The sequence below is a fragment of the Rhodoferax sp. MLSD5-FHT05B10 genome, assembly GCF_058793415.1.
Genome location: NZ_JBXAFT010000010.1, coordinates 1 through 22784, shown reverse-complemented (window position 1 = coordinate 22784; position 22784 = coordinate 1). Strand labels below are relative to the sequence as shown.

21 protein-coding genes and 2 tRNA genes are annotated in these 22784 nt (G+C 58.9%); 5 read left to right on the top strand and 18 right to left on the bottom strand.

The annotated features are described in order from the left end of the window. Positions 1–30: 30 nt before the first annotated feature. From rseP to rpsB, 8 genes are all read right to left on the bottom strand, one after another. Entirely contained in the window at positions 31–1392 is a 1362-nt protein-coding gene (gene rseP / locus AC1Q5W_RS14590) for an RIP metalloprotease RseP (protein ID WP_492645621.1), read from the bottom strand. A gap of 8 nt (positions 1393–1400) precedes the next feature. Beyond that, complete coding sequence (ispC, locus tag AC1Q5W_RS14585; RefSeq protein ID WP_492645620.1) at positions 1401–2600, bottom strand: 1-deoxy-D-xylulose-5-phosphate reductoisomerase; 1200 nt, start codon at positions 2598–2600, stop codon at positions 1401–1403. Then, a complete protein-coding gene (locus AC1Q5W_RS14580) occupies positions 2597–3442 on the bottom strand; it encodes a phosphatidate cytidylyltransferase (RefSeq protein WP_492645619.1) in 846 nt (281 codons plus the stop codon). The genes ispC and AC1Q5W_RS14580 overlap by 4 nt, the downstream gene beginning before the upstream one ends. Positions 3443–3455: 13 nt before the next feature. Beyond that, entirely contained in the window at positions 3456–4181 is a 726-nt protein-coding gene (gene uppS / locus AC1Q5W_RS14575) for a polyprenyl diphosphate synthase (protein WP_492645618.1), read from the bottom strand. Between the two features lie 36 nt (positions 4182–4217). Further along, the gene (gene frr, locus AC1Q5W_RS14570; RefSeq protein WP_492645617.1) at positions 4218–4778 is read right to left on the bottom strand and encodes a ribosome recycling factor; all 561 of its coding nucleotides are present in this window, start codon (positions 4776–4778) and stop codon (positions 4218–4220) included. A 45-nt stretch (positions 4779–4823) separates the two neighbouring features. After that, the gene (pyrH, locus tag AC1Q5W_RS14565; protein WP_492646176.1) at positions 4824–5546 is read right to left on the bottom strand and encodes a UMP kinase; all 723 of its coding nucleotides are present in this window, start codon (positions 5544–5546) and stop codon (positions 4824–4826) included. 54 nt (positions 5547–5600) lie between these two features. Next, complete coding sequence (gene tsf / locus AC1Q5W_RS14560; protein ID WP_492645616.1) at positions 5601–6524, bottom strand: translation elongation factor Ts; 924 nt, start codon at positions 6522–6524, stop codon at positions 5601–5603. 84 nt (positions 6525–6608) lie between these two features. Then, a complete protein-coding gene (gene rpsB / locus AC1Q5W_RS14555) occupies positions 6609–7361 on the bottom strand; it encodes a 30S ribosomal protein S2 (RefSeq protein ID WP_492645615.1) in 753 nt (250 codons plus the stop codon). Between the two features lie 228 nt (positions 7362–7589). On the opposite strand from rpsB, the gene AC1Q5W_RS14550 reads away from it, so the two are divergent. From AC1Q5W_RS14550 to AC1Q5W_RS14540, 3 genes are all read left to right on the top strand, one after another. Further along, a complete protein-coding gene (locus tag AC1Q5W_RS14550; RefSeq protein ID WP_492645614.1) occupies positions 7590–8843 on the top strand; it encodes an FAD-dependent oxidoreductase in 1254 nt (417 codons plus the stop codon). Positions 8844–8982: 139 nt separating this feature from the next. Next, on the top strand, positions 8983–9870 hold the full coding sequence (locus tag AC1Q5W_RS14545; RefSeq protein WP_492645613.1) for an MBL fold metallo-hydrolase: 888 nt from the start codon (positions 8983–8985) through the stop codon (positions 9868–9870). A 70-nt stretch (positions 9871–9940) separates the two neighbouring features. Continuing rightward, a complete protein-coding gene (locus AC1Q5W_RS14540) occupies positions 9941–11311 on the top strand; it encodes an NAD(P)H-hydrate dehydratase (RefSeq protein ID WP_492646175.1) in 1371 nt (456 codons plus the stop codon). A gap of 60 nt (positions 11312–11371) precedes the next feature. Here the strand turns inward: AC1Q5W_RS14540 and rnr are convergent, their stop codons facing one another. Beyond that, a complete protein-coding gene (rnr, locus tag AC1Q5W_RS14535) occupies positions 11372–13636 on the bottom strand; it encodes a ribonuclease R (protein WP_492645612.1) in 2265 nt (754 codons plus the stop codon). 49 nt (positions 13637–13685) lie between these two features. Between rnr and AC1Q5W_RS14530 the strand changes: the two genes are divergently transcribed. Continuing rightward, positions 13686–13770, top strand: a tRNA-Leu gene (locus AC1Q5W_RS14530). Positions 13771–13878: 108 nt separating this feature from the next. Here AC1Q5W_RS14530 and rimO read toward each other — a convergent pair. The 3 genes from rimO to AC1Q5W_RS14515 form a co-directional block, all read right to left on the bottom strand. Further along, positions 13879–15273, bottom strand: coding sequence for a 30S ribosomal protein S12 methylthiotransferase RimO (rimO, locus tag AC1Q5W_RS14525; RefSeq protein WP_492645611.1), 1395 nt, complete (start codon positions 15271–15273; stop codon positions 13879–13881). 40 nt (positions 15274–15313) lie between these two features. Continuing rightward, a complete protein-coding gene (phaR, locus tag AC1Q5W_RS14520) occupies positions 15314–15763 on the bottom strand; it encodes a polyhydroxyalkanoate synthesis repressor PhaR (RefSeq protein ID WP_492645610.1) in 450 nt (149 codons plus the stop codon). A 152-nt stretch (positions 15764–15915) separates the two neighbouring features. Beyond that, positions 15916–15992: transfer RNA gene (locus AC1Q5W_RS14515), tRNA-Val, on the bottom strand. Positions 15993–16123: 131 nt separating this feature from the next. On the opposite strand from AC1Q5W_RS14515, the gene AC1Q5W_RS14510 reads away from it, so the two are divergent. Continuing rightward, positions 16124–16882, top strand: coding sequence for a 3-hydroxyacyl-CoA dehydrogenase (locus AC1Q5W_RS14510; RefSeq protein WP_492645609.1), 759 nt, complete (start codon positions 16124–16126; stop codon positions 16880–16882). Between the two features lie 82 nt (positions 16883–16964). Here the strand turns inward: AC1Q5W_RS14510 and AC1Q5W_RS14505 are convergent, their stop codons facing one another. The 6 genes from AC1Q5W_RS14505 to AC1Q5W_RS14480 form a co-directional block, all read right to left on the bottom strand. Beyond that, positions 16965–17936, bottom strand: a complete 972-nt coding sequence (locus AC1Q5W_RS14505) for a branched-chain amino acid ABC transporter permease (protein ID WP_492645608.1) — start codon at positions 17934–17936, stop codon at positions 16965–16967. 30 nt (positions 17937–17966) lie between these two features. Further along, positions 17967–18851 carry a branched-chain amino acid ABC transporter permease gene (locus AC1Q5W_RS14500; protein WP_492645607.1) on the bottom strand — a complete coding sequence of 295 codons (885 nt, stop codon included), beginning with the start codon at positions 18849–18851 and terminating at the stop codon, positions 17967–17969. A 77-nt stretch (positions 18852–18928) separates the two neighbouring features. Next, entirely contained in the window at positions 18929–20122 is a 1194-nt protein-coding gene (locus AC1Q5W_RS14495) for an ABC transporter substrate-binding protein (RefSeq protein WP_492645606.1), read from the bottom strand. Between the two features lie 63 nt (positions 20123–20185). Beyond that, entirely contained in the window at positions 20186–20890 is a 705-nt protein-coding gene (locus AC1Q5W_RS14490) for an ABC transporter ATP-binding protein (RefSeq protein ID WP_492645605.1), read from the bottom strand. Next, a complete protein-coding gene (locus AC1Q5W_RS14485; RefSeq protein WP_492645604.1) occupies positions 20891–21664 on the bottom strand; it encodes an ABC transporter ATP-binding protein in 774 nt (257 codons plus the stop codon). Positions 21665–21791: 127 nt separating this feature from the next. After that, positions 21792–22574, bottom strand: a complete 783-nt coding sequence (locus AC1Q5W_RS14480; protein ID WP_492645603.1) for an SDR family oxidoreductase — start codon at positions 22572–22574, stop codon at positions 21792–21794. Positions 22575–22784 lie beyond the last annotated feature (210 nt).

Here is a 22784-nt window from a genome sequence, read left to right as displayed (position 1 = left end):
GCGCTGAAAATTCCAGAAAATCCCGGACAGTCAACCCAGCACGCGCGTCACGTCATTGAACACGGCGATGGACATCATCATCAGCAAAATCACCAGACCCGCCCGTTGTAACCGGTCCATCCACAACTGGGACACCGGCTGGCCTGTAAGCGACTCCCAAAGATAATACATCAGGTGCCCGCCATCCAGCACCGGCACCGGCAGCAGATTCAGAACCCCCAAGCTTATACTGATCAAGGCCAGAAAGACCAGGAACTGGGTTAAGCCCATGGCCGCGGATTTTCCTGCGTAATCCGCAATCGTGATGGGGCCGCTGAGGTTCTTCAGGGACGCATCCCCTATTGCAATTTGCCCCATCATCCGCAGGGTGAGCATCGACACCTCTCTCGTGCGGCTCAGGGCACGGGCCAGACCCTCCAGCGGCCCATAGCGAACGGTGCCGACAACCGGGGGCGCGCCGACAAATGCGCCGATCCGCCCCACGAATCCGTCACCTGATTTTTCGACCTTGGGTGTCACCGCGACCATCAGCCGGGATGCACCGCGCTGGACCAGCCAGCTCTGTTGCGCGGCCGTTCCGCTTGAACCGGACTTGCGTATCAACTCACGCAATTGCTCCGCATCGACCATGGCTGCACCATCCACCTGCAGCACCACATCCTCCGGAGCCAAACCTGCCAGTTGCGCTGCGCCATCCGCCGACAGCGCGCCCAAACGGGCCTGGGAAAACGGGCCGAGGATACCAATCTCCCTGAATAGACGGGTATCGGCATTGCGCGCATCCACGCCGCTGAGCGGCAGGATCACCAATTTGCTCCGGCTCGCCTGCGCGTCTGAAAATTCGACCTGCAGATTGTGGTGGCTGAGTGCCGCCCGCGTCAGCCACCAGCGGAAATCCTCGAACGACACCACGTCCTCCAGATCATCCCCCTCCAATCCCGCCCGGTGAACCTGCTCCCCTCCCACGAATCCGGCCTGGGCGACCACCGAGCCTTGCAAGGGTCTGGCCAATACCGCCCGCGGTTGCTCAATACCTGTCCAGTTGACCCAGGAATACAGTGCAACCGCCAGCAGCAGATTGGCCAACGGGCCGGCTGCAACGATGAGCGCACGGCTACGCAGCGGTTGCGTATTAAAGGCCCGATGCCGCTCGGCCTGGGCGACGGGACCTTCACGTTCGTCCAGCATCTTCACATACCCACCCAGCGGTAGCAGCCCCAGCACAAACTCTGTTCCGGATCGGCGGGACGTCCATCCCCACACCCGGGGCCCCAAACCTATGGAAAACCGCAACACCTTCACACCGCAGGCGCGCGCCATGCGGTAATGCCCCCACTCATGCACCGCCACAAGAATGGCAATGGCAAAGACAAAGGCAGCAATCGTCAACATGTCAACCGCTAGGAAGCAAACCGCACAACAGCCTCTTCGGCAGCACGGCGAGAACGCTGGTCCAGGTCCAGCAAGTCGTCCAGCGACGCCGGACTCTCGAAAGCAACCGCGTCCAGGGTCTCAGAATTGACCTGGTGAATCTGGTCGTACCGAATACGACGCGCCAGGAACGCCGCCACCGCAACCTCATTGGCGGCGTTCAGCACCGCGGGAGTACCTTGCGGAGCGTTCAAAACAGCCCATGCCAGGGCCAGGCCGGGGAACCGCTGCCGATGCGCATCGGTATCCACCGTTTCAAACGTGAGGCTGGCCATGGAAGAAAAATCCAGCGCCGAGGCGCCCGAACTCACCCGGTGAGGCCAGGACAGGCCATACGCAATGGGGCCGCGCATATCCGGTGTCCCCAACTGGGCCACGACGGAATGGTCCACGTACTGCACCATCGAATGAATCACGCTTTGCGGGTGTATGACCACCTCGATTTTTTCCGGGGTCATGCCAAACAGGAAACGGGCTTCAATCACTTCCAGCGCCTTGTTCATCATCGTCGCCGAGTCCACGGATATCTTGCGTCCCATGATCCAGTTCGGATGCGCACAGGCCTCCTCCGGGGTCACGTTCCGCAGGGTTCGGGGATCCCGGGTTCGGAACGGACCACCTGAGGCCGTCAATATGATTTTGTCCACCCGCGCAGCCCAATCCTGCGGATTTTGCGGCAAAGACTGGAAGACTGCAGAGTGTTCACTGTCAATCGGCAGCAGGGTTGCGCCGCCCGCGGCCACCGCGTCCATGAACAGCTGACCACCCACCACGAGCGCCTCCTTGTTGGCCAACAGGAGGCGTTTGCCTGCGCGCGCAGCCGCCAGACAGGGCGCCAATCCGGCGGCACCCACAATGGCTGCCATTACGGTGTCCGCCTGCTCATGCCCAGCCACCATGGTCAGAGCTTGCACACCCCACAGGACCTTGGTGCGCAACCCGGAGGACTCGCACAGAGCATGCAACTGACGTCCGTGGGCTTCGCTGGCCATCACCGCATAGACGGGCTTGTATTTCCCACACTGCACGGCCATCGCCTCAACGCTGGTGGATGCGGTCAGGGCAAACACGTCAAACCGATCCCGGTGGCGATCAATGACGTCCAGGGTATTGATACCAATGGAGCCCGTAGACCCCAAGATCACGACACGTAGTTTTTCACTGTTCATAAAGAGGTAAGCATCATCGCCAGGGGAAGGATCGGAAGCAAGGCATCCACACGGTCCAACACGCCTCCGTGGCCGGGCAGCAGGCCACTGCTGTCTTTGACACCTGCGCTGCGTTTGAAGAGCGACTCCACCAAGTCCCCCACCACACTCATGGTCGCCAGGAACAGCACGGCGAGAACCATGAAGGGGACACCTGCTGCACCTAAGCGACTGTAAATGCCCGCCTGTTCGGGCGTTGCCAGAACGTCCAGGCTGCGCCAGATGAGAGAACACACCACAACACCAACCATGCCGCCAAAGGCGCCTTCCCAGGTCTTTCCGGGGCTGATGGAGGGTGCCAATTTGCGGGTGAAAAACCGCCCTCCCAGCGCCCGCCCGGCAAAGTACGCAAAGATGTCTGCAACCCACACTAGAACCAGGACGGAAAAAAGGAAATTGATGCCGATGATGCGCGCCTGCGTCACCGCAAGCCAGGCCACCCACAAGGCCAGAATGCCTCCGGCCAAACGCAGCACCCGAGGAACGCTCGCCCACACCCTGACCCCGCCGTGCAAAAGCCAGGCCCCCAATACCACCCAGGCGCTGCCGGCACCAATCCAAAGCACCTTCAGCGCGGCATACACCAACCCACCATACCAGGAGGCCGCACACAGGGCGGCACAGAAGACGGCCGTCAGCAACGCCTGCACCTGACTGTATTGGTTCAATTTGGCCCATTCCCAGGCTCCGGCAGAAATCAAGACCACAGCCACAGCCCCGAAAGCCTCAGGCGCCGGATAAAAGACGGCCGGAAGCAAAATGACCAGCATCAGCAGTGCCGTAATAATTCTTTGCTTCAACATGAAAGGTCCTTGGTTAACGCCGGGTTTCCGTGCTCTCGGCAATCTGCTGCGAAGTCTGCCCGAATCGGCGTTCACGCGACGCGTATTCCTGCAAGGCGGCATCCAGAGCGGCCTCATCAAAGTCCGGCCACAAAACGTCACTGAAACACAGCTCCGAGTAGGCCGCCTGCCACAGCAGGAAATTACTGAGCCTCTTCTCGCCGCCGGTCCGGATCACCAGATCTGGGTCCACACAGTGGGCCAGGGCGAGCGCGCCAGACAGGCTTTCTTCCGTAATGGGTGTTCCTGCCGCAGCGAGACGCGCAGCGGCCGATGCAATGTCCCAGCGCCCACCGTAATTGAAACAGACGTTCAGCGTCAACAGGGAATTGCCAGCCGTTGCAGCCTCCGCATCTTCCAGGCCCTTTCTGACCCGCGCAGACAACGCCTCGCGGTCCCCCACAAAATGCAATTGAACACCGTCGCGCTGCAACTGGGACACCTCTCGGGCTAGGGCCAGAGCCAGGATGTCCATCAGGCCCGACACTTCCTCGGCCGGACGGTTCCAGTTTTCCGATGAAAAGGCGAACACTGTCAGCACGGGAACATGCCTGCTCGCACAGGCCTTGACAATGCGCTTGAGGGCATCGACACCCTGCTTATGACCGGCAATGCGCGGCAAAAACCGGCGTGAAGCCCAGCGCCCATTTCCATCCATGACGATGGCGATATGGCGCGGTACGGCAACCTGTTCGGCCATATCTATCGGTTCAATTCAAACGCGGTAAAACCGACGTCAAACCGCCATGATCTCTTGCTCTTTGGATGCCACCAAGCGGTCCACTTCGGTGATGTGCCGATCCGTCAGTTTTTGGATGTCGGCCTCCGAACGCTTCTGATCGTCCTCGGAGGTAAGTTTTTCCTTAACCAGCTTCTTCACCGCTTCGTTGGCGTCCCGCCGCAGGTTACGAATGGCGATCTTGGAACTTTCCCCCTCGCCACGCACCACTTTGGTCAGCTCGCGCCGGCGCTCCTCGGTCATGGCTGGCAAAGGCACACGAATCAAATCACCCATGCTGGAAGGGTTCAAACCCAAGTCGCTGTCCCGAATGGCTTTCTCGATCTTGGCACCCATTCCCTTTTCCCACGGCTGCACGCTAATGGTCCGGGCATCCAGCAGGGACAAATTGGCCACCTGGCTGATTGGAACGAGAGAGCCGTAGTAATCCACCTGTACGGTGTCCAGCAAAGCGGGATTGGCTCGCCCGGTGCGGATTTTTGTCAGATTGTGCTTGAGGGCTGCGATGGACTGGTCCATCTTGCCTTCCAGGGTCGCTTTAATTTCATTGATCGCCATAGTTCATCCTCGAGTCGTCAAAGCTGGCACCATTGCAGGCAAGCTTCACACGTGTACCAACGTGCCCTCGTCCTCGCCCATGATCACACGCTTGAGTGCGCCATGCTTGAAGATGGAAAACACCTTGATTGGAAGCTTCTGGTCCCGGCACAGCGCAAAAGCGGCGGCGTCCATGATTCCCAGGTTTTGCGACATTGCATCATCAAACGTGATTTTTGCGTAGCGAATGGCGGCGGAGTCTTTTTTGGGATCGGCCGTGTAAACGCCATCCACCTTCGTTGCCTTGAGCACTATTTCGGCACCGATTTCAGCACCACGCAGCGCAGCTGCCGTATCCGTAGTGAAAAACGGGTTGCCGGTCCCGGCGGCAAAAATTACAACCTTGCCTTCTTCCAGGTATTGCAAGGCCTTGGGACGCACGTACGGCTCGACAACCTGCTCAATTCCAATGGCCGACATGACGCGCGCGGTCAGTCCCGCCTTGTTCATGGTGTCACCCAAAGCCAGCGCATTCATGACCGTAGCCAGCATGCCCATGTAATCAGCGGTGGCCCGGTCCATGCCGACAGAGCCGCCAGCAACGCCACGGAAAATATTCCCGCCACCGATGACCACCGCAACCTCCACACCCAGACGGGTCACCTCGGCAATTTCGTCCACCATGCGCACAATCGTGTCGCGATTGATGCCGAATTGGTCATCACCCATCAAAGCTTCGCCCGACAGCTTCAGCAAAATTCGCTTGTATGCGGGTTTATCTTGGTGCATGGATGACTCCCGATGGTTCATAGGTGGATGTGGATCTTTCTGGTTGGCCCGTAATCAAGCCGCCTGCTTTGCAGCAGCAACCTGGGCTGCGACTTCTGCAGCGAAATCGTCAACCTTCTTCTCGATGCCTTCACCCACCACATAGAGGGTGAAACCCTTGACGGTGGTACCAACAGCCTTGAGCATCTGCTCAACCGTTTGCTTGTCATTCTTGACAAAAGGCTGGTTAAAGAGCGAGACCTCCTTCAGGTACTTCTGCACGCCACCTTCAATACGCTTGGCAACAATGTCGGCGGACTGCACGGGCTTGCCCGCGGCCGTAGCAACCGCCGCATCCTCAGCGGCCTTTGCGGCAGCAACCGAACGCTCGCGCTCCACCAATTCAGCAGGAACATCGTTGCTGGACAGGGCTACCGGCTTCATGGCGGCGACGTGCATCGCCACATCCTTGGCAGCGACATCATCACCTTCGAACTCCACGACCACGCCAATACGAGTGCCGTGCAGATAAGACGCCAGTTTGGCGCCCGATGCGAAACGCTTGAAGCGGCGGAAAGTCATGTTCTCACCGATTTTTCCGATCAGTCCTTTGCGAACATCTTCCAGCGTGGGACCAAATCCATCCTGGGAATACTCGAGTGCGCTCAGTGCGGCCACATCCGCCGGATTGTGCTTGGCAACCAAAGCAGCCGCCGCATTGGCCAACGCCAGGAAGCTGTCGTTCTTGGTTACAAAATCGGTTTCGCAGTTGACTTCAATCATGGAGCCCACCGTACCGTCCATGGAAGTCGCCACCACGCCTTCAGCGGTGATGCGCGCAGCGGCCTTGCCAGCCTTGCTACCCAGCTTCACACGCAGCAACTCTTCTGCTTTGGCCATGTCGCCATCGGCTTCAGTCAGTGCCTTTTTGCACTCCATCATCGGTGCGTCGGTTTTTCCACGCAGTTCAGCAACCATGCTTGCGGTAATTGCAGCCATCTTATTTCTCCGTCATCAGTTCAATAGTTTAATAAAGGCTAAAAAAAAGGGGCCACGAAGCCCCCTTTTTCGGGCGAAAAAACCTCAAGCAGAGGCTTCGTTCACCTCAACGAACTCATCTTCGCTCTCGGCGGCAACTGCCTTGACGACATCATCCACAGCATTTGCACGACCTTCCAGGATTGCGTCTGCAATGCCACGGGCATACAAGGTCACAGCCTTGGCAGAATCGTCGTTACCCGGAATCACGTAGTCAATGCCTTCCGGGGAGTGGTTGGAGTCAACCACGCCAATCAGGGGAATACCCAGCTTGCGCGCTTCAGCGATGGCAATCTTGTGGTAGCCAACGTCGATAACAAAAATTGCGTCCGGCAAAGCGGCCATATCCTGGATGCCGCCAATGTCCTTTTCCAGCTTCGCCAGTTCGCGAGCAAACATCAGTTGCTCCTTCTTGCTCATGCTGTCCAAGCCAGCTTCTTGCTGAACCTTCATTTCCTTCAAACGCTTGATCGACGTCTTGACGGTTTTGAAGTTGGTCAGCATACCGCCCAACCAACGCTGGTCCACAAAAGGCACGCCGGCGCGTTGCGCCTCAGCCGCTACCGTTTCGCGCGCTTGGCGCTTGGTCCCCACCATCAGGATGGTTCCACGCTTGGCAGACAACTGGCGGACAAACTTGGCCGCTTCCTGGAACATCGGGAGCGATTTTTCCAGGTTGATGATGTGAATTTTGTTGCGATGGCCAAAAATGAACGGGGCCATCTTGGGGTTCCAGAAGCGGGTTTGGTGTCCGAAATGGACGCCAGCTTCCAGCATTTCGCGCATTGTTACTGCCATAAATTACTCCAAAGGTTAGGTCTAAAATCCGGTCCGCTTTTTGCCCAGTCGAAAAAGAACTTTCTTCTCGACCGGACAACACCTTGGCGGGATCGGTTTGCGATTGAATTGCAGGCGCCAAAAGCACTCCATGCAAAGCCTTGAGAGTATAGCACGACGGGGGAAAACACCGCTCTTGCTCCCTATAATGCCCGCTTCGGCTACAGCTCCCCAGAATTTAAGGTTTCCATGAAGATCGCCGTCATTGGCGCCGGGATTATCGGCATTACTACGGCCTATGAACTGGCTTGCGACGGACACGAAGTGACCGTGCTTGAAAAAACAGGCGCCGCCGCCGAAAGCGCAAGCTTCGCCAACGCGGGGTTGGTGGCCCCAAGCGGGATGCTTCCCCTGTCCATGCCCGCATGGCCCGCCACTTCTGCACTGCATTTCTTCCGTTCATTGGGCCAGGTGGCCTGGAAGCGCAAAATCTCAAGCCCGGAATTGCGCTGGCTCTGGCAATGGAGTCACGCGGGCCAGTCCGATACCTTTTTGGCCAGCCGCGACTGCCTTCAGCATTTGTATGCGTACAGCCAGGACCGGATGCACCAAATTGCTGCCGCGGCACAACTGGAATATGAACGCAGCATGGGGCAGCTGCATCTGATTCACTCCGAGGCAGCGCACAAAACCCTCCAGCCCCGCCTGGCGGCACTCAAGGAGGCGGGTGTTGCGTTCCTGGAAATTCAGCCGGCAGATGCCAAAAAAATTGAACCCGCCCTGCAGGGAACGGAAACGCTGCATTCCGCAATCCACTTTCCAAACGACGAGGTAGGCAACTGCCGTCAATACGCACTGCTGCTCAAGAACGCAGCTCAGAAAATGGGGGTCCGGTTCGCGTTCAACACAACCGTTTCCCATATTGAAGTCACACCCAATCTGGCCGTCGCAATCCACGGGGATCCGGTAGCACGCACCTATGACAACGTTGTAATTTGCACGGGTGGACCATCGCATCCTGCACTGGCGCCACTCAAAATTCGGCTTCCAATCGCTTCTGTATCCGGTTACACCCTGAGTGCGGCTATTCGCGAACCCCTGAATGCCCCGAGAAGCGCTGTAACGGATATGAACTCCGGAATCGTGATCACCCGTCTGGGTAACCGAATTCGGGTTTCCGGCGGTGCTGAGCTGGGTGGCAATCCGGCAATCCAGGACCCCAAAGCGGTGCAGAGCCTGTACAAGGCCTTGCAGAACCATTTCCCCGGTGCAGCGCATTACCCTTCTGGAACGCAGATCTGGAAAGGCTCCAGAAACATTACCTTTGACGGTCTGCCCGTGATTGGCGCCAGCGAAATCCCCGGTGTATGGCTGAATTTGGGACACGGCTCACATGGCTGGGGCCTGTCTAGCGGAGCCGCCCGGGTTTTAGCCGATCTGATCATAAAAAAAACCCCTACCGTCGACACAGCGCACTTGCGCGCAGACCGCCGCCCGGGCTGACGCAGGACTTTTCTATTGGCGTATGTATTGACACAATACGCCTGCGACGAACTTATTCGTCCAAGTTCCCCAAACCCTGCCCCAGAAATGCTAGATTGCAGCTTTGTGGCATTTTTTGTACGCGACGGAAAGAAACACCATGAAGGTCAGGTTTTGGGGAGTACGCGGTTCCATACCTTCTCCGGGACCCAATACGGTGCGGTACGGTGGCAACACGACCTGCATAGAAATCCGCACCGACAATAACGAACTCATCATTCTGGATGCAGGAACCGGGATTTTCCCCCTCTCCCAAACCCTGCTGGCTGAACTACCCGTTTCCGCCAACGTGCTGATCACCCACTCCCATTGGGATCACATCCAGGGCCTGCCGTTCTTCATTCCCAATTTCATCCCGGGCAACACGTTACGGCTGCACGGGGGATTTGATCCTGTTTCGGGAAAAGGCATTGAACAAGTTATGTCCGTTCAACTGCAATACAGCTACTTTCCAGTCCGTGAAGCGGAAATGAAAGCGCGCATTGAATACGTCACATTGACACCTGAGCAGACCATTCAGATCGGGTCGGCAACCGTCACCCCTTACCTCCTGAACCACCCGGTGATCGACTTGGGCTATCGCATTGAATGCAACGGGAAATCGGTGTTTTTTACCGGCGACCATGAGCCGCCGTACAACATCTACGAACCCGGAGATGAGGGTTACGACGAATACCAGGTATTTGTCGACGACAAAATCAAAGCCATCCAGGATGCCGTGCGTGGCGTGGATGTATTCATCGCTGACAGTTCCTATACTGACACGGAATACCCTTCGAAAAAAGGTTGGGGGCACGGCACCTTCAGCTCCAGCATTGCGCTCGCCCGCGCAGCGGATGCCAAGGTCCTGTTTTGCACGCACCATGAACCCACCCGCAGCGACGACGCCCTGGAAGATGCCTTTCATGCGGCGCTAGAAAGCAACGCACCACTTGCCAACGGGATGGACATCCGCCTGGCGCGCGAAGGAGACGTCTACGAATTCTGAGCGTATTCTTGGTGCTGACGGCATCGTCCCGGTCACCGCTAAACTGCTCCTCAGCAACCGTGAGACACGGGTGCTGGAGGGTTCCGCGGCCGAAAGTCTTCCTCCGCATGCACTGATGCAACGGGCTGGACTGGCACTGGCCCGCTTTGCACTGGCGACGACCCCCCACGCCCAGATCATCTGGATTCCCTGTGGCCCCGGAAACAACGGTGGCGATGGATACGAGGCTGCAAAACACCTGAAACAATGGGGCAAGCACCCCATCGTGACCAGTCTTGTCAGTACGACACCACTCCCCGCAGATGCCGCTGCAGCCCGTCAGGGGGCGGTGAATGCGGGCGTTGCTTTTGCGGATCGTGTGCCCGACGCCTACGATCTGTGCATTGACGCCCTGTTTGGCATATGCTCCCTCCGTAACTTCGAGGAACCCTACGCAACCTGGATTGACCGCATCAATTCCAAGCAAGCACCGGTCATCGCGGTCGATGTCCCCTCTGGACTGGATGCCGAGACCGGCACAGCAAGTGCCTTGCACGTCAAGGCCGACTTCACCCTGAGCTTGCTGACGCTGAAACCAGGCCTGTTCACGGCAGCCGGGCGCGATGCTTGCGGCGAAATCTGGTTCAACTCCCTGGACATCCCGGAGCCTGCCACTGCATGCGCACAATTGAACACGCTCCCCATTCCCGCGACACGCGCGCACAACACGCACAAGGGAAGCTACGGCGATGTCGGCATTGTCGGCGGCGCCTGCGGCATGCCCGGCGCCGCACTGCTGGCAGCCAAGGCTGCGCTGCATGGCGGAGCGGGCCGCATCTACGTCGGGTTGTTGGATCCTGAGCACCTTCAACTGGATCCCTGTCAACCTGAACTCATGTTCCGCGCGCCAACCGCGTTGGCTTACGAATCCATGTCGGTCGTTGCGGGGTGTGGTGGTGGTCAATCCATCCGCGCATATCTGCCCGATATCCTGGATCGCTCGGCCCGATTGGTACTGGATGCCGATGCACTCAACATCATTGCCGAAGACGCGTCACTCCAGAACCGACTCGTGTTGCGCAAAGAAAGACCCACGATATTAACCCCCCACCCGCTGGAGGCCGCTCGCCTGATGGGGTTGTCGAGTGCAGACGTGCAAGCCAACCGCCTCAAGGCGGCACAGTCTCTGGCGGATCAATTTGCCTGCACGGTCGTGCTCAAGGGCTCGGGCACAGTAATCGCCGCTCCCAACACATGCCCTCGCATCAACCCAACCGGCAACGCCCGTCTGGCAACCGCGGGCACCGGCGACGTGCTGGCCGGACTCATTGGCGCCGGTCTCGCCGCTGACGGCGGCGCCTTTCAGGCCGCCTGCACAGCCGTTTTCCGGCACGGCCAGGTTGCTAACCGCTGGAACGCCGCCACCACCCTCACCGCACAACGCCTGGCACAGGCTCTGTGAACCGACGCTAAGCGGCCGGTGGCGGCGGGCAGCATCCATGCGCCCGCTTGAACCGGTTTCTCAGCGCCGTTTTCGCGCGGCCTTCTTCGGTGAAGCCGACGATTTGTCTTGTGCCTTGGACGTTCGACCCGGCTTGTTGGCGACACGCTTGCGGGATTCGGCCTTGAAAGACGCCGACCGGGCATCGATGGGGGCGTCGCCCCGCACGCCCGGCGCGGCACGGGCTTTCGATTCCCGCTGCGCGCCTTTTTCCACCATGACCCGGCTGATCAGTCCTTCCCCCTCCTGTACCAGCCGGAAGTCGATCCTGCGACCATCCAGATCAACCCGGCTCACCTGAATGCGCACGCGGGTCCCGATGGCGTAGCGCGCGCCCGTTCTTTCGCCCCGCAACTCCTGCCGGGCTTCGTCAAAGCGGAAATACTCACCCCCCAGCTCGGTGATGTGCACCAACCCTTCCACATACAGGGCATCCAGCGTAACAAACACACCAAAACTGGTCGCAGCCGTCACCACACCGCTGTATTCCTCGCCCAAATGTTCCTTCATGTATTTGCATTTCAGCCAGGCCTCAACATCCCTGCTGGCTTCATCAGCCCGACGTTCGTTGGCGCTGCAATGCAATCCGGCAGCCTGCCACGCCATGCCTTCTGCGCTGACCTTTTTCGGTTTCTGCCCGGGTTCTCCCACCCGAGCTGCCAGTCCCTTCTCGAGCCTGCGCGACAATTTGGCATGCGCTTCGCCAGGAGTGGGCAACGCAGGCAGCTGGTACCGGGTTTTGCCGAGTATGGATTTGATGACCCGGTGAACCAGCAAATCCGGGTAACGCCGAATGGGACTGGTGAAATGGGTGTAGGCCCCATAGGCCAACCCAAAATGTCCACTGTTGGCGGGGGTATAGATCGCCTGCTGCATGGAACGCAGCAACATGGAATGGATCTGCTGGGCATCGGGCCGATCTTTGGTCGCCTCGGCAATTGCCTGAAACTCTCCTGGAGACGGATCGTCGCTGATGGTCATGCCAATGCCGGTCGCCTTGAGGTAATTGCGCAAGATCTCCTGCTTCTCCGGCGTGGGTCCCTCATGCACGCGGAACAGTCCAGGATGCTTGCTCTGGGCAATGAAATCGGCGCTGCAGACGTTGGCCGCCAGCATGGCTTCCTCAATCAAACGGTGCGCCACATTGCGGGTGCGCGGCACGATTTTTTCGATACGCCCATTCTCGTCACAGACGATTTGCGTTTCCGTGGTGTCAAAATCCACTGCCCCCCGTTTCAGCCGCGATTTGAGCAACGCCTGGTAAACCCCATGCAAATTGAGCAAATCGTCGACACGGTCCTTGCGCTTGGCGGCTTCCGGCCCCCGGGTATTGCCCAGAATCGCCGCCACTTCCGTGTACGTGAAGCGTGCATGGCTCCACATCACAGCCGGATAAAACTGGTAGGCATCCACTTCACCTTCCGAGGTGACGAACATGTCGCACACCATGCACAGGCGCTCCACCTCCGGGTTCAGCGAGCACAAGCCGTTGGACAGCTTCTCGGGCAGCATGGGAATCACCCGGCGCGGGAAATAGACACTGGTTGCGCGGTCATACGCGTCCACGTCAATGGCTGACCCGGTTTGCACATAGTGGCTGACATCGGCAATGGCCACCAACAAGCGCCACCCCTTGACTGCTGACTTGCCCCGGCCTTTGGAAGCCGGCTCGCAATACACCGCGTCGTCAAAGTCGCGCGCGTCTTCCCCGTCAATCGTGACCAGAGGCACATCCGTCAGATCGATGCGATTTTCACAATCCTGGGGCCGCACCTTGTCCGGCAGCGTGCGGGCCAAGGCAACGCAGGCCTCGGAAAACTCATGGGGCACGCTGTACTTGCGGACGGCGATCTCAATCTCCATGCCCGCGTCGTCCACCTCCCCCAGCACTTCCTTGATGCGCCCCACCGGCTGCCCAAAGAGCGCCGGCGGCTCGACCAGTTCAACCACCACCACCTGGCCCACCTTGGCCACGCTGGTAGCTCCCTTGGGGATCAGCACGTCTTGGCCATACCGCTTGTCTTCCGGCGCCACAAGCCAGACTCCGCTCTCCTGGAGCAGGCGACCGATGATGGGCTGGCTGGATCGCTCAATAATTTCTACAACCCGCCCCTCCGGGCGACCCTTGCGGTCGCTGCGCACGATACGCACCTTGACGCGGTCCTTGTGCAACACCGCCCGCATTTCATTAGGTGGCAAATAAACGTCGGGCGCACCATCGTCGCGCGACACAAATCCATGGCCATCACGATGGCCCTGAACAATTCCTTCAATTTCATCCAACATTCCGTTGGTTTGGCTAAAAACTTTGATATACTTCTCTCTTTCCTGAGATGCCCAGATGGCGGAATTGGTAGACGCACTAGTTTCAGGTACTAGCGAGTAACATCGTGGAGGTTCGAGTCCTCTTCTGGGCACCAACAATGGTAATGTAGATAATGAAAAGCCGCTGTGAATTCAGCGGCTTTTTTTTCGCCTGTTTGATTCAAGCCACTGACCTTGCCATGCATCGGTCAGTCGCTCAAAAACTAGATGGGCAGGGCCACGAGATCGTGCCCCTGCGCGCTCACGATGCGAGCCTTGGTGAACTCCCCCACCTTCAGTGTCTTGCTGATTTTCTCGGGTGGCAGCAAGCGCACGACACCATCAATCTCCGGCGCATCGGCGTAGCTTCGGCCCAGGCCGCCTTTCTTCCCCATACCGGGAGCCGAATCCACCAACACCTGCATGGTCGAGCCGACACGGCGCTGCAGTTTCGCCGCCGAAACGGCTTCGGCCACCTCCATGAAACGCGCCCGGCGCTCCTCCCGAACTTCAAGCGGCAACATGCCAGGCAAGTCGTTGGCTGCCGCGCCTTTCACCGGGCTGTAGGCAAAACAACCCGCCCGGTCAATCTGCGCCTCACGGACAAAGTCCAGCAAATGCGCAAACTCCTCTTCCGTCTCCCCCGGGAATCCGGCAATGAACGTGCTGCGGATCACGATTTCCGGACAGGCCTGCCGCCACTGCTGCAGGCGTTCCAGATTGCGCTCTCCGCTGGCCGGCCGCTTCATGCGGCGCAGCACATCGGGATGGCTGTGCTGCAAGGGCACATCCAGGTACGGCAAGACCTTGCCGGCAGCCATCAACGGAATGATGTCGTCCACACTCGGGTACGGGTACACGTAATGCAAACGGACCCAGGCGCCATAAGGCTCGGCAATTTCGCCCAGTGTCTGCACCAACTCCAGCATACGGGTCTTCACCGGCTTGCCGTCCCAGAATCCGGTGCGGTATTTCACATCCACACCGTAGGCAGAGGTGTCCTGGCTGATCACCAGCAACTCTTTCACGCCCCCCTCAAACAGGGCCCGGGCTTCACCCAGTACATCCCCGATGGGGCGCGAAACCAGGTCGCCCCGCATGGACGGAATGATGCAGAACGTGCAGCGATGGTTGCACCCCTCGCTGATCTTCAAATAGGCATAGTGCCGCGGTGTGAGCTTGATACCGGCCACGCCAAAGGCATTGGGCACAAGATCCACGAAAGGATCATGCGGCTTCGGCAAATTGGTGTGCACGGCATCCATGACCTCCTGCGTGGCGTGCGGCCCGGTCACCGCCAGCACTTTGGGATGCATCTGGCGCACCAGGTTGCCGCCATCATCCGATGCCTTGGCACCCAGACAGCCCGTCACAATCACACGACCGTTTTCTGTCAGCGCCTCCCCGATGGTGTCCAGACTCTCCTTGATGGCGTCGTCGATGAAACCACAGGTGTTGACAATCACCAGGTCGGCCCCCTGGAAGGTCTTCGAAGTCTGGTAACCCTCGGCGCTGAGCTGGGTCAGGATCAACTCGGAATCAGTCAGCGCCTTGGGACAGCCCAAGCTGACAAAGCCAATGGTGGGGGTGGTTTTATTCGGGAAAATTGCGTCGCTCATAGGCGCCAATTGTCCCACCAATGCAGCGCTCCTGCGCGCACTACCGTTTCAGGCCAAAGGAACCCAGAAACTGCTCCGTCTGTTTCTGCATCTGCTCCTGCATTTGCTGAAACAGGTTGTTGCCCATTGCTCCCTGGACCAGCGGAGCTTGCATCTCCATCAGCGCCTGCATGTTCTTTTCCAGATACCCGCCCATCAGACCCTGCATGGCGTGGCCGTAAAAACGGATGATATGGGCCAGCACCGGCGCCGTAAACATGGGGGTCCCGTTGGCCTCTTCCTCCAGGATGATCTGCAGCAGGATGCTGCGCGTCAGGTCTTCCCCGGTCTTGGCATCTACTACCGTGCAGGGCTCGTTGTCCATTACCAACTGCTTGATCTCGGCCAATGTGATGTAGCTCGACGTATCCGTATCGTACAAGCGGCGATTGGGATACTTTTTGATGACGCGCTGGCGGGGCTTTGGGCTTTTAGTTGATTTGTTTTCCATGGCGATTGGCGACGGCCCCCTGTAGGCCAAAAATGTATTGCAGCGCAACACATTCTAGGGAGTGCTCCAGCCGTGTTGCCCTGGGATTACCCTAGGCGTGACCAAAAACCAAAAAGCCCCGGCATCCGCAATGGAAACCAGGGCTTGCAATTTGGTAGGCGCGATTGGACTCGAACCAACGACCCCCACCATGTCAAGGTGGTGCTCTAACCAGCTGAGCTACGCGCCTACAGTATTCGAGAGAGCAGAGTATAACAGCAATCTGCCCCCGCACCGCCGATTCAAAAGATTCCCTCCGCTTGGGTCATAATTGACGTTAACGTAAACGTCAACAATCCCATTCATCAAGAGGAGTTATCCATGGAAATTGCAGGCAAGGTATTTATCGTGACCGGTGGCGCATCCGGCTTGGGCGAAGGCACCGCACGCATGCTGGCTGCCAAGGGCGGCAAGGTTGTCATTGCCGACATGCAGGCCGAAAAAGGCGAAGCCATCGCCAAGGAAATCGGCGGTGCTTTCGTCAAATGCGATGTGAGCAATGAGGCCGATGGCCAGGCCGTGGTCGCCAAGGCCGTGTCCATGGGCAAGCTCATGGGCTTGGTGAACTGTGCCGGCATTGCTCCCGGCGAGAAGACCGTTGGCAAGACCGGCGCGCACGCCCTGGCCACCTTCACAAAGTGCATCACCGTCAACCTGGTGGGCAGCTTCAACATGATTCGCTTGGCAGCCGATGCCATGTGCAAGAACGAACCCGAGTCCACGGGTGAGCGCGGCGTGATGATCTCCACCGCCTCAGTCGCTGCGTACGACGGGCAAATTGGCCAAGCGGCCTACAGCGCATCCAAGGGCGGCATTGTGGGCATGACCTTGCCCATCGCACGCGACCTGGCACGCAACGGCATCCGCAACATGACCATTGCACCGGGCATCTTTGGCACCCCCATGATGTTTGGCATGCCCAAGGAAGTGCAGGATTCGCTGGCAGCGGCCGTGCCCTTCCCTTCCCGCCTGGGTACGCCACAGGACTATGCCAAGCTGGCGCAGCACATTTTTGAAAACGACATGCTCAATGGCGAAGTGATTCGCCTGGATGGCGCCATCCGTCTGGCCCCACGCTAAGCAAAAACAGGCTGCGCTCCCTACGAAGGAGCGCAGCCTGCTGTCAAAAAAGCAGAAAAAAACCTGCGACCTGTAGCGTTACTCAGGTGCGCGGGGCGGCCGCCTTGGTGACGGCCACGCGGCGACGCTCCCGAAAGGCTTGCAGTTCGCCCACAATTCCCTTGCGGAAGGCCAGCACGCACACCACAAAAATTGCTCCGATGATGACGGTGACCCAGGAACCCACCTTGTCGGCCAGCAGGTTTTGCAACGCAATTACGACGCCCGAACCCAAAACCGGACCAAAGAACGTTCCAACGCCGCCCAGGAGCGTCATCAGGATGACTTCCCCCGACATGGACCAGTGCACGTCCGACAACGTGGCAAAACCCATGACCAGCGTCTTCAGCGCACCCGCCAGACCTGCCAGAGAGGCCGACAAGACAAAGGCCAGCAACTTGTAGCGATCCACTTGGTAGCCCAGTGATATGGCGCGCGGCTCGTTTTCACGAATCATCTTGAGCACCTGCCCAAACGGCGAATGCACGATGCGCGAAATAAACAGGAAGCACAGCACAAATACCGCAACGACGAAGTAATACAGCGCGGTGTCGGACTCCAGCGACAAGACCCCCAGCAAGTTGCCACGCGGAACGCCTTGCAGGCCGTCTTCGCCGCCCGTAAAGGGCGCTTGCAGGCAGACAAAGAACACCATCTGTGCAATGGCCAGCGTGATCATGGCAAAGTAAATACCCTGGCGCCGGATGGCCACCACACCCACCACCAGACCAATCAGGCCCGCGCCCACCGTGCCCGCCAGAATGCCCAGCTCCGGGGTCCAGCCTTGTGCCTTGATGAACCAGCCGGTGATGTAAGCCGCCGAGCCAAAAAAAGCCGCGTGGCCAAACGACAGCAAGCCGGTAAAACCCAGCAGCAGATTGAAGGCGCAGGCAAACAGTGCAAAGCACAGCAGCTTCATGACAAACACCGGGTACAGCCCCAGCGCGGGTGCCAGCAGCACCAGAGCCAGCAGGGCCCAATACGTCATGCGGGTCAATTTGGCGGCAGATGTCATCGTTGGTTGAGAAATCACTTTATTCATGGCTCAGGCCTCCTTGCCAAACAGGCCGGCCGGACGAACCATCAGCACCAGAACCATGATGACAAACACCACAATGTTGGACGCCTCCGGATAAAAGACGCGGGTCAGCCCCTCGACCAGGCCCAACCCCAGACCGCTGATCACGGACCCCAGAATGGAACCCATGCCACCGATCACCACCACCGCGAAGACCACAATGATGAGGTTCGAACCCATCAGGGGGTTGACCTGGATGATGGGTGCCGCCAGCACCCCCGCCAGCGCCGCCAAGGCCGCCCCGGCACCATAGGTGCACATCACCATCATGGGCACGTTGACGCCAAAGGTCTGCACCAGCTGCGCGTTCTCCGTTCCTGCACGCAGATAGGCGCCCAGGCGGGTGCGTTCAATCAGGAACCAAGTCCCCAGACAAATCACCAGCGAAACCAGCACCACCCAGGCCCGGTAATTGGGCAACACCATGAAGCCCAGGTTGGTGGCGCCTGACAACAATTCGGGCACGTCGTAGTTCTGGCCAGATACGCCATACAGCTCGCGGAAGACACCTTCCGCAATCAGTGCCAACCCGAAGGTCAGCAACAGGCCATACAAAGGGTCCAGCTTGTACAGGTGCTTGAGGAACAGGCGCTCGATCACCATGCCCAGCACCCCCACCATGAGCGGTGCCAGCACCAGCGCGTACCAGTAATTGAGGCCAAACTTGTCCAGCATGATCCAGCCAGCGAACGCACCCAGCATGTACAACGCGCCGTGCGCGAAGTTCACGATGCCCAGCAGGCCAAAAATCACCGCCAGCCCGAGACTCAACAGCGCGTAGAAGGCGCCATTGACCAGCCCGAGCAACAACTGGCCCAGAAAAGCCTGCAGAGGAATGCCAAAAATTTCCATGAAACCCCGTCAGTTCACGCCTTGAAAGTACACAAAGTGGCCGCCCGCCCCTGCGGACGGCCACTCCCGATGTCCGCCTATTTCTTGTTCAACGCGCACTTGGACTCGGCCACGGTGGTGAATGCCTGCTCACCTGGAACCTTGGCAACCGTCTTGTAGTAGTCCCAGGGTGTCGTCGACTCTTTTGCGCTCTTGACCTGGAAGAGATACATGTCGTGGATCATGCGGCCATCGGCACGGATCTGGCCCTTGCTGTAGAAGTCGTCAAACTTCATGGACTTCAGCGTACTCATCACCTTGTCGGCATCGGTGGTACCGGCCGTTTGCACGGCCTTCAGGTAATTGGTGGTAGCCGAGTAATCGGCTGCCTGCAGGCTGGATGGCATGCGCTTGTATTTCTCAAAGAAACGCTTGGCAAATTTGCGCGACGCATCGTCCTGGTTCCAGTACCAGCTGTCAGCCAGTTGCAGGCCTTCCGTATTGGACAGACCCAGGCTGTGTACGTCATTGATGAACACCAGCAAGCCCGCCACTTTCATGGTCTTGGTGATGCCAAACTCCTTGGCAGCCTTCATGGCGTTGGTGAAATCGCCCCCTGCATTGGCCAGCGCCAGAATCTGTGCCTTGGAAGACTGTGCCTGCAGCAGGAAGGAAGAGAAGTCAGAGGCATTGAGCGGATGGCGCACGGTACCAGCCACCGTTCCGCCATTGGCCTTCACCACGTTGGCCGCATCGTTCTCCAGGGAATGGCCAAAGGCGTAATCGGCCGTCAGGAAATACCAGCTCTTGTTGCCCGCCTTGACCAGGGCTGCCCCCGCCACCTTGGCCAGTGCCACTGTGTCGTAGGCATAGTGCACGGTGTACGGCGTGCAGTCTTCGTTGGTCAGACGGGCCGAGCCCGCGCCGATGGAAATGAAGGGCCGCTTCTTCTCGGCAGCAACCTTGGCCATGGCCAGCGAAGTGCCCGAGTTGGTGCCGCCAATCAGCATGGACAAACCATCCTTGTCTATCCATTCACGGGCCTTGGAGCTGGCAATGTCCGGCTTGTTCTGGTGGTCGGCCGACACCACTTCAATGGGGCGATTCAGCACCTTGCCACCGAAGTCCTGCACCGCCCAGCGGACCATTTCAGCGCCCGCAGGGCCATCAATGTCGGCGTACAGGCTCGACATGTCGGTGATCATGCCGATCTTGACCGGGCCAGTGCCCTGGGCAAAAGCCGTGGCGCCGAAGCCGATGGACATCAGTGCGACAAGTGTTTTCAGTTTCATGGTGGTCTCCTCGTTGAAGTGGTAAGCGCAAAAAAACAAAAGAGGGCTGGCCGCGTCAACGGTTTAGACCCCCAGGTACTCCTGCAGCATGCCCATGTTCTGGGCAAGCTCAGACTGTGCGAACTGTTTGACGATCTGTCCGTGCTCCATCACGTAGAAACGGTCGGCCAGCGGTGCCGCAAAGCGGAAGTTCTGCTCCACCAGCACAATGGTGTAGCCCTTGGCCTTGAGGGTTTGGATCATTTCCGCCAGTTTCTGCACGATGACCGGAGCCAGTCCTTCGGAAATTTCGTCCAGCAGCAAAAGCCGCGCGCCCGTGCGCAGGATGCGCGCCACGGCCAGCATCTGCTGCTCCCCTCCCGACAGGCGGGTGCCCGGACTCTTGGCGCGCTCCTGCAGGTTGGGAAACATGGTGTAGATCTCGGCCACACTCATGCCCCCCGGGCCAATGGTGGGGGGCAGCATCAGGTTTTCCTCGGCGGACAGCGTGGCAAATATGCCGCGCTCTTCCGGGCAATAGCCCACGCCCAGCCGGGCAACCTTGTGCGGTGCCAGCCTGAGGACTTCCTCGCCGTTGATTCGGATGGAGCCTTTGCGGGCCCCCGTCATGCCCACAATGGCGCGCAGCGTGGTGGTTCGCCCGGCGCCATTGCGGCCCAGCAGGGTCACTACCTCGCCTTCGTTCACCGTGAGGTTCACGCCATGCAGGATGTGCGACTCACCGTACCAGGCGTGCAGGTCTTCAATGCGGAGCAACTCTCGCGTCATTCAGTGCGCTCCTTGCAATGCGGCGTCAGCCGTACCCATGTAGGCTTCAATCACCTGCGGGTTTTTCGATACCTCGGCATACGGACCATCGGCAATGATGGCGCCGCGCTGCAACACGGTGATGCGGTCGGCAATGGACGACACCACGTTCATGTTGTGCTCCACCATCAGGATGGTGCGGCCCGCCGAGACTTTCTTGATGAGCTGTGTCACGCGGTCCACGTCCTCGTGCCCCATGCCCTGGGTGGGTTCGTCCAACAGCATCAGCTCGGGCTCCAGCGCCAGCGTGGTGGCCAGCTCGAGTGCACGCTTGCGGCCATAAGGCAGATTGACAGTCAGCTCATCGGCAAATTGCGCCAGGTCCACCGCATCCAGCAACGCATGGGCGCGTTCATGCAGCGGGTACAGCGTGCTTTCTGCCTTCCAGAAGTGAAAGGACGTACCCAGATTGCGCTGCAGCGCCGCGCGCACGTTTTCCAGCACGGTCATGTGCGGGAAAACGGCCGAGATCTGGAACGACCGCACGATGCCGCTGCGCGCAGTTTGCGCGGGCTTTTCATACGTGATGTTGTTGCCGTTGTAGAGAATGGTGCCGCGGGTGGGCGTCAGGAACTTCGTCAGCAGGTTGAAAAAAGTGGTCTTGCCTGCGCCATTGGGTCCGATCAGTGCATGAATGTGTCCACGCTGGACCTTGAGATCAACGGCATTGACGGCAACGAATCCCTTGAATTCCTTGGTCAACCCCTGGGTTTCGAGAATGAACTCCACTGACAAATGACTCTCCAACAAAGTAGGGACTGGATTTCAATCCCGGTGAAGTATTTGAGGTCAGCTTAGCCATGCAGTGGCCGACGCGGTATCAGGACAGACCCTTAGAGAGTGATATGCGGCAAGGTTCGGCCTACACGCCAAAGCCATCGTCCGCTGCAATCACAGCCCCGTTGATGAAGTGGCTCTGGTCCGAGCACAGGGTCACCAGCAGGGCATCCAGATCCTGCGGATGCCCCACCCGCTTGCGCGGCAGCATTTGCACCAGCTTTTGCCCACCCTCGGTCTGCCAATGGTGGTGGTTGATTTCAGTGTCGATATAGCCCGGGCAGATGGCGTTCACGTTGATACCGAACCGGCCCCACTCCAGTGCCATGGCCTTGGTCATCTGGATGACGGCCGCCTTGCTCATGGCATACACCCCGATCTGGGGCAACACCCGCAGCCCCGCCATCGACGCCACGTTGACAATGCGCCCCCCGGTGTAACTGCCCGGCGCTGCCCCCTGGGCACGCGCCAGCATGCGTTTGCCGACCTCCTGCGCCACAAAGAACGCCCCTTTGACGTTGGTGTCGAACAGGTAGTCGTAGTCATCGGGCGATACGTCCTGCAGGCGCTGCGTGGTGCTCACCCCGGAGTTGTTGACCAGGATGTCGATGGAGCCCACTTCGGTTTCGGCGTGGGCCACGGCGGACTTGATCGAGTCGTAGTCATTCACGTCCAGCCGGATCACATGGGCGTTCCCGCCCGCCCCTTCGATGGTGGCTCGCAGCTCCTTGAGCCTGTCGATTCGGCGACTCGCCAGCACCACCGCCGCGCCGGCGGATGCTAGAGTTCGGGCAAACTGCGCACCCAGGCCACTGGAAGCCCCGGTGATGAAGGCCACACGGCCAGAAAGATCAATGGTGTACGCCATTTAGAGGGCCTCCACGAAAAAATAGAACGATCGTGCTATTTAAGCTTTTTCAGCGCATAAAATCTGCATCAAATCCGGCCAGTGCAAATACAACCGGTCCCATTCACCCGGCTCCCATTATCAAGCGAGACACACCATGACCAACGAGGAAATTCTGGCCCAGTACGGCCCCCGTGAAGCGATGGAATACGACGTTGTCGTCGTCGGCGG